The 6,648-nt window shown below is 36.6% G+C and carries 5 protein-coding genes; 1 reads left to right on the plus strand and 4 read right to left on the minus strand.

Annotated features, from left to right (window positions below):
* The 4 genes from AC11ZT_RS07995 to AC11ZT_RS08010 form a co-directional block, all read right to left on the minus strand.
* Positions 1–1,199 (minus strand): CaiB/BaiF CoA transferase family protein (locus AC11ZT_RS07995; protein ID WP_484059096.1); only part of this gene is annotated, 1,199 nt, incomplete at its 3' end.
* An 83-nt stretch (positions 1,200–1,282) separates the two neighbouring features.
* A complete protein-coding gene (locus tag AC11ZT_RS08000; RefSeq protein ID WP_484059097.1) occupies positions 1,283–2,560 on the minus strand; it encodes an MFS transporter in 1,278 nt (425 codons plus the stop codon).
* Between the two features lie 238 nt (positions 2,561–2,798).
* Positions 2,799–3,323, minus strand: coding sequence for a hypothetical protein (locus AC11ZT_RS08005; RefSeq protein ID WP_484059098.1), 525 nt, complete (start codon positions 3,321–3,323; stop codon positions 2,799–2,801).
* Between the two features lie 117 nt (positions 3,324–3,440).
* Entirely contained in the window at positions 3,441–4,625 is a 1,185-nt protein-coding gene (locus AC11ZT_RS08010; RefSeq protein ID WP_484059099.1) for an acyl-CoA dehydrogenase family protein, read from the minus strand.
* A 577-nt stretch (positions 4,626–5,202) separates the two neighbouring features.
* On the opposite strand from AC11ZT_RS08010, the gene AC11ZT_RS08015 reads away from it, so the two are divergent.
* Positions 5,203–6,102 (plus strand): LysR family transcriptional regulator, encoded by a 900-nt coding sequence (locus tag AC11ZT_RS08015; RefSeq protein WP_484059100.1) that lies wholly within the window; start codon positions 5,203–5,205, stop codon positions 6,100–6,102.
* Positions 6,103–6,648 lie beyond the last annotated feature (546 nt).

Genomic DNA, 6,648 nt, shown 5'->3' on the forward strand with positions numbered 1-6,648 from the left:
GCCTTATTAGCTATCATTTTTTCAATAGATTCTTTCGAGTAGCCAAGTTGTGTTAATACCTCTACTGAATGATATCCTAACGGTTTAGATGTAACTAAATCTGGATCACCTACAGTATTAAATCTTACAGGTGCAGTAGGAATTGCTACTTCTTTCCCTGAAGGATAAGTTATGTTTCTAAGAATATCGTTAGCCCATACCTGTTCATCATGCACAACTTCGTCCATGCTATATCCTTTTTCAATAGGTATATCATTTTCTTTAAATAGTTTCATGATTTCGTCAAGAGTAAATTTAACTAATTCCTTTTCAAGGATTTCAATAATTTCACGATTTTTTTTACGATTATTTACTGCTTCAATCGTATTGTAATCTTCATTATCTATTAAATTTTCTCTACCAAGGAGTTTCATAACTTTAGGAAAATCCCTGTTGTACTCAGGAGCGCAGAATAGGAACCATCTACCATCCTTAGACATATACGTATTATTAAATGGATTCGATACTTCTTTTCTACTCTTAGGATATACATTACCTGGGAATTGCGAAGAAACAACTGCAATATTCAGCATAAATACTGCTGCGTGGTGAAGACTCGCCGTCACTTTATCACCAACACCTGTTTTTTCTCTTCCTACTAGTGCAGCACATATTCCAGATACGAGACACATCGTGACTTGAAAATCACCATATGCATTTGGTTCTAATAGAGGAGATTCTCCCCTTTCAGTCATTGCAGTTAAGGCTCCGCCACGACAAACATAAGAAGTAGCATCGTATCCAGGAGTATCTTTTTCAGGTCCATTCTCTCCGTATCCAAGAATTTGAGCAAAAACAAGTTTAGGAAATCTTTTGCTCAGTTCTTCATAGGAAAAACCTAATTTGTTAAGTGCCTTCGTTCTATAGCTTGTTACAAGAACATCAGCTGATTCAATCAGTTTATAGGCTGCTTCTTTTCCTTCTTCTTCTTTCAAATTAAGACAAACGAATTTTTTGTTAAAATTGGCAATATCAAAGGCCGGATTTTCTTCATTACTATAAGGCATGTTAAATACTCCGCCTTGTGTTCGGGAAGGATCTCCTTTTGGTGGTTCTATCTTAATAACTTCTGCTCCCCATTCAGCCAGAACTCTTGGTACTGTTGGGGCAGCATAGAATCCTGTTAATTCAACAACCTTTATTCCTTCTAATGGTTTCAAGTGTATTTCCTCCTTCACTTCAATTTAATTATTTTGCAAATACATTGTGTAGGGGCTTTTGGATAACATCACCACTTGTTCAATTAACTATTTGATTGGGCATTTTTAGAAATAATAGGTTTAACCTTTGTAATTAAAATCAAAATGATTGCTCCTAAAACAGCCATAGCAGAACCTAAATACATAGCAGTTTCATATTTACCAGATATATCGATTACAAAACCAGTAAGTATTGGGGCTGTAATTCCAGCAAATGTTCCAATGAAACCATACAAACCAACAATCATACCTGCATTCTTAGGAGCAAGAATGATTGGAATGGAGAAAAATCCTCCTTGCGTAAGGGTTAAACCACCCATTGATACTGATAACAATAAGATAGCTGTAAATAAACTGCTTGTTTGAGTGGCAAACATTAACGCAATTCCACCAAAGATCAAACCAATGATTGGGAACAATTTCCGACCAATATTTTGACCGAATTTCTTAGCTCCCCAGTCAGCTAACATACCACCTAATGGATAAGTGAAAACTGCAACTAGATACGGGAACATCGTAGCGTATCCAGCTTGAGATAAGGATAAGTGACGTCCCTTAGCAAAATAAGTTGGTAACCATGTAAGAAGCAAGTAAAAGACGTAATTGTAACAGAAATAGGATAGTGTCGCTCCCCAAACTGACATACTTCCGTAAACTTCTTTCGTGGTAAGCGCTTCCCCGGCAATTTCCTTTTTGCCTTGACCAGCTTTGATATAAGCTACTTCTTCTTTGCTGATTGTAGGATGAAGTTCTGGTTTGTCTTTACCAAATTTCCACCAAATCAAACACCATACAGGACCAAGAATTGAAAATAAGTAGAAAATTGTTTGCCAGTTAAAATTTTGAATAAGGTAAACACCAAGCGGCATAGTGATTGCAACCCCAAGTGGAACGCCTATAAGGGTAAACCCTTGTGCTTTTCCAGCTTCTTGGCTTGGCACCCATCTCGATATCAGAGAAGATGCGGAAGGTAGTGTAACACCTTGACCAACACCAACCAGCGCACGGATGGCAACGAAAAGACCAATTGATCCAGCAAAAGGACTGAGTAGTGTAAATAATGACCAGAACAATGTACCGATAACAATAACTTTACCTGCACCAAATTTATCAGCTAAGTACCCAGCTGGTAACATGGAAATTGCATAACCTATGAAAAACGCCGTCGAAACCAATCCAAATTGTGTAGCATTCCAACCATAGTATTTCATAATTGTTGAACCCGCTATTGAAATACTAGATCTACCAAGATACATGAATGTATAACACAATACTAAGATAAAAACTGTAACCCATCGTTTATTGCCGACCTTTGTTCCCATAACTAATTCCTCCTTTATTGATAAACTAGAGCATCTATCTCCTTCTTCAGAATATAATAGGTCCATCCATATTTCTAATTCTTATTATCTTGGGAATTCGGGCAACCTATAAACATTGTATATAGATTCACATAATGCTATCCCCATTCGAATCAATACAAAGAGGCTATCAAAACATAGACTGGCCTATGCGCAATAAGGCCTCGACAACCTGAATATGTATTGAGATAAAAGTATATTAGTATTGGGCCGACATCTTTTCCAAAGGAACCTCCAGAAGCCCTCTTGTTTTGCTGTATGCATAGATGATAAAACCTCGCTTGCATCGAAAGACACACTGTAGACATGGGTCTTCGTCGCAATACACATAGGCGTCCTCATCTGCCAAAGAGAATACAATAGGTGGACGCTTCTTTGAAGAGACATACTTGATATAACTCCCTGTGAAGGTCTTAAGTAAAACCCACTCAACACGATCCTCAGGCCGCTTCGTTTCCCAAAATACCTGTACAGCATTTTGGTTGTGACCACCAACAATCTTGTAGTCCACATTTATGTCAGGTCCTACTTCCTCCAAATGTTGCGGCTTTAGCTGCTCCATAGGTTCACCGCAGCAGGAAGGCTCTTGAGACGGTAAATCGTATTCCAAATTTTGATACAATCTACTACAATGATTACAGCGATAAATTACGATATCAGGACATTCAGGCCAGGGTTTTCTAGATGCCTTGCTTCTTAATGGACTAAATTCCTTTTCTTCCATTTTCCAGCCCCCCATTACATACTAAAAATAATTTTTATGCGCTATGTAGCTTCCAAACGATTATAAAAAAGGAGCATCATTCATGATGCCCCCTCGCAGTCCATACGTTTCTTCAGATTAGTCCTCGTACTTTAATACTCCGCCGTGTTTAATCGTTTGACGGGAAATGGTAATGCGTTGTACAGTAGGAGTTCCTTCTTCTAACCACATTGCACGAGCATCGCGGTACAGACGTTCAACGGGACCATATTCGCAATCTTCGAAGTAACCAATACCACCGAAAATTTCTAGCATTTCATCACTTACCAATTTAGTAACTTGAATACTAAACAATTTACACATAGCTGCCTTTTCTTCAATATATTCTCCCTCAGGATCTTTTTCATAGTCCTTGGCAAAGTCGCGAACCATAGTACGAAGAGCATGAATATATGTAGACATATCTGCAATCTTCATTCTGATAGCTTGACGTTGAATAATAGGTTTACCAAATGTAACACGATCATGAGCACGTTTAAGAGTAATCTCTAGCATCCGTTGAGCCATACCTAGATTACTAGCTGCGATGTGCACACGAGAAACAGAAAGAGAATGAATCGCGATTTCAAGACCTTGGCCTAGTTCACCTAACAAAAATCTCTTGTTAACTCTCATGTTTGTAAATTTTAAGCCGGTATGACCTGAACCACGTGCACCCATCATGTGAGGCATAGGAGTAAGTTCGTATCCTGGAGTGTCTGCTGAGACCATGAATGTAGAAAGACGATGGTCCTTATCGCCATTAGGATCCGTAACACAAGTAATATAAGAATAGTTGCTGCAGTCAGTGTGAGAGATTAAGAACTTCTCACCGTTAATGATGTAATCATCACCGTCTTTAACAGCCGTTGTTTGAATATCCATACCAGTGCCGCCTTTTTCCTCGGTAACGGCCCAGTTAGTGAAAACTGATCTATCTTGGAACTTAGGCATTAACTCTGCTTTCAGCTCATCCGTACCATAGTCAAAAAGTGGACGCCAGTTCAAATCCATTGCATAGTGTAAATGCATACGCATTCCACCCGGACCACGGCTAAATTCTTCTTGAAGTTCTAATATTTGTTGTTCAGAAAGACCCCAGCCGCCATACTCAACTGGAAGTGGAGCACGATACAGGTCATTTTTAATATTTGTTTCATAGAATTCCTCAGGAAACTTATTCGTAACCTCGATTTCTTTCTGCATCTCGTCGTAACGACCCTCAACCAGTTCACGGATCTGCATTTTGTAAGCTTCAAATTGTAGTGGTGTTAATGTGCTCATAATAATCCTCCTTATTGGTTAAAAAAGTAATGTTCTTGTCTACAAACAAATTGTATCAAGTACCTTTTCCAAAAACTAATTCGTAAAACCCCACCTTTATCCATAATTTATAGAAGCCATCAATGAAATCCGTTTTTATGAAAGAAGTATGATCTATATAAAGTTGTCAATAATCGGAGGGTGACTGTATGAAACGGTATCCATATCCTACAATTTAAGAAAAATACTTTCATTCTATATAAAATTAGGAGTGAAAATGCCTTATATAAATATATCCTTCTACTAATTATCTATAGAAAGGCTTGAGGAAAAATGATTTCATCCTTTATAAACTGTTTTATCACAATAACAAAATTAGAAACCTTATTAATCTAATTTATAGCTGTCATCTATAAATAGTATCGATTCCACTAAACTTTCACATGTATTTGTATTTTTTTTGAACAAACAGTACGTCTCCTATACAAAAAAATGTTTTATTAGTAAACTAAGTCCCGAAGATACAACATATAATTTTTTTTGCATACTCCACGTTCAAATGTATTGTTTGCAACTTCTAAGATTGGAGAGAAATAATATGAACCTGTACCAACTTTATTATTTTAAAACTTTGGCAAGGCTTGAGCATTACACAAAGGCCGCTGAAGAGCTCTGTTTAACTCAACCTAGTTTAAGTCATGCAATTTCATGTTTAGAGGATGAACTTAATGTACTATTATTCGAAAAGCGTGGGCGGAATATACAATTAACAGAATATGGAAAACAATTTTTACCCTATATTGAAAGCGCTATCGAAGAAATAGAAACAGGGACTAAAAGAGTGAAAGAATTAGTAGAAAAAAAAGACGGGCACATAAGCATCGGATTTATTTACACACTTACCTCACAGTTTATTCCTAATTTAGTTCGAGGTTTTCAAAATAATGAACAAAATAAAAGCATTAAGTTTTCTTTAAAAGAAGGCTTTACTAAAGAACCATGTACGAGTAGTTTAGTCAAAAGCTTAAAAGAAGAAAAATTTGATATGATATTTATTTCTCTTATTCCGAAAGATCCAGAGATAGAATTTATTCCTCTCTTCGACCAAAACTTAGTTGCACTTCTTCCTAAAGATTGTCCTCTTGCTAGTCAGCCAACCATTGATTTAATAGATACTGTACCCTATCCATTAATTCAATATTGCGGGAAAGCGGGATTAACACAAGAAATTAATCGGATGTATGAGAAGGTGCATGTTGTTCCGAACATTGGCTGTGAGGTTGAGGATGAACTTGCAATGGCTAATTTTGTTGCAGCCAATTTAGGGATAGCCATCGTTCCAAATAACCCAATAATTCAGAAGTTAAAAGATATTGTCATTCGTCCAATCCAAAATCCTGCTTATACGAGAACAATATACATTGGTACAAAGAAAAATCGTCAATTACCACAATCCATACAGAGATTCAAAGATTATGTAATCAATTCTTATAAATAATTTTACATATTGTAACTTGAAAGCGATTCCCAACAAATATTCCAAGATACCTTCTACCTTCATTAAACATCTTTGCGGACTTTAGTGGATTATAAGAATCGACAACGGAAGATGAAAAAACCTCACAAAAAAGGCCAGTCACCCGCTCAGGCCAATCTTGTGTGGTTTTTTCTGTTGCTATGATATAACCAGGTTTCCTTTTAGCGTATCCTCAGAAAAAATTGGTATCTCATGCTCGGATGTATTCATTTTAAATAGCTTGCAGACACGTTTCCCTCGAAATAATCGTATATTCTTATTTCCACTAATATATCTTTTGTAATATTTTACTTTATCTGGAAAGGTAATGGCACATAAAGTGTAGAATCTTACCTTATGATTTTGATTTCTTTTTACTGAAAAGGAGGCGAACTTTTTGAAAAAACGTGTTTTGTTCAAAAACATGTAGTACACATGTGGGATAAGCCCCTACATATGATTATGTGTTAAGTAAAAAAATTATGGGAGAGTTGCTGATGAATAATGAGTAGAGAAAGAAGAAAAATG

This window comes from Ectobacillus sp. (assembly GCF_056992975.1).

Coding starts and splice junctions, on each gene's coding strand:
- AC11ZT_RS08010 (WP_484059099.1), bottom strand. CDS start 4,625: ATGAGCACATTAACACCACTACAATTTGAAGCTTACAAAATGCAGATC.
- AC11ZT_RS08015 (WP_484059100.1), top strand. CDS start 5,203: ATGAACCTGTACCAACTTTATTATTTTAAAACTTTGGCAAGGCTTGAG.
- AC11ZT_RS08005 (WP_484059098.1), bottom strand. CDS start 3,323: ATGGAAGAAAAGGAATTTAGTCCATTAAGAAGCAAGGCATCTAGAAAA.
- AC11ZT_RS08000 (WP_484059097.1), bottom strand. CDS start 2,560: ATGGGAACAAAGGTCGGCAATAAACGATGGGTTACAGTTTTTATCTTA.